Genomic DNA, 2067 nt, shown 5'->3' with positions numbered 1-2067 from the left:
CCCAGGAAGTCGCCGGATAGACCATGCCCTCAGCAGCCCTCTTCGATCTTCTGCCCGATTTCGGAACCCGCAGTCCCCGCGCCGGTCAGCCGCAGGCCGCGGCCGAACCCGAACGCAAGCCGGACGAACCCGCGCCTCAGGCAGACATCGGCACCCTGATCGCCGAAGCGGTCGCCGATGCGGAAACGGCGCTCGAGGCGCGCCTCGCCGCTGCCCACCACGCCGCGCTCGACGCCGAGCGCCAGGCCAACGCCGACGAGGCAAAGGTCTTTCTCGAAGGCTTCGGCGGCGATGTCGGCCAGGCCGTCGCCACGCGCATCGATGCCATGGAGGCGCGTGTCACCGAACTCGTCGGCGCCACCCTTGCCCGCATCATCGGCGGCATGGTCAGCGATGACCTGCAGAAGCGCTCTCTGGACGCGCTTGCGCGCACGATCCGCGAGGCCGTCGCCGACTCCGAGGCGGTGCGCATCGCCGTGCGCGGTCCGCTGTCCCTGTTCGAAACGCTGGCGGCCTCGCTCGGCACGCGCGCCTCCCAGCTCGATTTCGTCGAGTCGCCCGGCTTCGACCTGGCCGTCGTCATCGACGAGGCGGTGTTCGAGACGCGCATCGCCGAGTGGTCGGCTTCGCTGTCCGAGGTTCTCTCATGAGCGCTGTCGATGCCGGTGAGGCCAGGCACGAGATCATCATCGTCAAGCGCAATCATGACGGTCACGACGACGGTCATCATGGCGGCGTCTGGAAGATCGCCTTCGCCGACTTCATGACCGCCATGATGTGCTTTTTCCTGGTCATGTGGCTGATCAATGCCGCCAACGAGCAGACCAAGGCGGCCGTCGCCAGCTACTTCAATCCGGTCGAGCTGATCGACCGCAATTCCAGCCGCAAGGGCCTGGAGGACCTCGGCGACGGTCCGAGCAAGGTCGGGCTGACGGCCGACAACCCGCAGGACGGCGCCAGCAAGGCCGGCGAGGACGGCAAGGGCGGGGCCGGATCCTCGGATCGCAGGCAGACGAAGGAAGCCTCGCAGAACTCCGACCTTTCCGACGAACATTTGTTTGCCGATCCGTACGCCGTGCTGTCGGAGATCGCCACCGATACCGGTGTGATGCAGAATGTCAGCGCCAAGGGCGAAGGCGGCGCGCAGAATGCCGGCCCCGCGACCGGCGCTTCCGGCGGCGACTCCTACCGCGATCCCTTCGCGCCGGACTTCTGGTCGCAGCAGGTTGCCGCGCCCGGCGCCGAGGCAAGCGCCGAGCGCGCCAAGATCGATGGCGATCCAGCAAAGCCTGGCGAAAAGGTCGCTGAGACTCAGGTGCCGAAGGTCAAGGCTGTGCCTCCGGCGCCGCCGGTGATCGACGCGCCGCTCGAACCCCTGGCGAAAACGGCTCCCGACAAAGCGAACGCCAAGCCGCAGACGGCAAAGGCCGAAGCGGCGAAGAGTGAGGCCGCGAAGGGCGAAGCCGCGACAAGCGAAGCCGCCAAGGGCGAGGAGAAGGCCGAGGCCGCGAAGCTGGAAGCCGCGAAGGCCGAGGCGGCATCAAAGCCCGATGCCGGCGAAAAGGCGCCGAGCGCCCCTACGGTCCAGGCCGCGGCCGAGGTCAAGCAGCAGCTGGCGGAAGCCTTCAAGCCCGGCGACAAGCTGCATGACGGCGTCTCGGTCGAAGCGACCGACAAGGGCGTCGTCATCTCGATCACCGACCAGCTGGATTTCGGCATGTTCGAGATCGGCTCGGCCTTGCCGCGCCGCGAGCTGGTGCTGGCCATGGAGAAGATCGGCCGCATAGTCAACAGCCAGAAAGGCACGATCAGCATCAACGGCCATACCGATTCACGGCCGTTCCGCAGCGACACCTACGACAATTGGCGCCTGTCCACCGCGCGCGCGCATTCGGCCTATTACATGCTGGTGCGCGGCGGCGTCGACGAGCGCCGCATCACCGAGGTCGCGGGCTTCGCCGACCGCCAGCCGAAGGATGCGGCCGATCCGCTGGCGGCCGCCAACCGGCGTATCGAGATCCTGATGGCGACGGGCGGATGAGAGGTGCGACCGTCATCGGCCGCGCC

Annotated in this window: 2 protein-coding genes; both read left to right on the top strand. The window is 67.7% G+C overall.

Annotation, left to right across the window (positions count from 1 at the left end):
- Positions 1-23: 23 nt before the first annotated feature.
- Positions 24-650 (top strand): hypothetical protein, encoded by a 627-nt coding sequence (locus EN742_RS32920; RefSeq protein WP_127406822.1) that lies wholly within the window; start codon positions 24-26, stop codon positions 648-650.
- A complete protein-coding gene (locus tag EN742_RS32915; protein ID WP_128333771.1) occupies positions 647-2041 on the top strand; it encodes a MotB family protein in 1395 nt (464 codons plus the stop codon). The genes EN742_RS32920 and EN742_RS32915 overlap by 4 nt, the downstream gene beginning before the upstream one ends.
- Positions 2042-2067: the final 26 nt, after the last annotated feature.

Origin of the sequence: Mesorhizobium sp. M4A.F.Ca.ET.020.02.1.1, assembly GCF_004022645.1 — a bacterium.
Classification (GTDB): Bacteria; Pseudomonadota; Alphaproteobacteria; order Rhizobiales; family Rhizobiaceae; genus Mesorhizobium.
Note: the sequence above shows the minus strand (reverse complement) of the source record. Positions and strands in the feature narration are given on the sequence as shown.

What these genes read in the sequence shown, in the direction of transcription:
- EN742_RS32920 (WP_127406822.1), top strand. Translation starts at nt 24, where the DNA reads ATGCCCTCAGCAGCCCTCTTCGATCTTCTGCCCGATTTCGGAACCCGC.
- EN742_RS32915 (WP_128333771.1), top strand. Translation starts at nt 647, where the DNA reads ATGAGCGCTGTCGATGCCGGTGAGGCCAGGCACGAGATCATCATCGTC.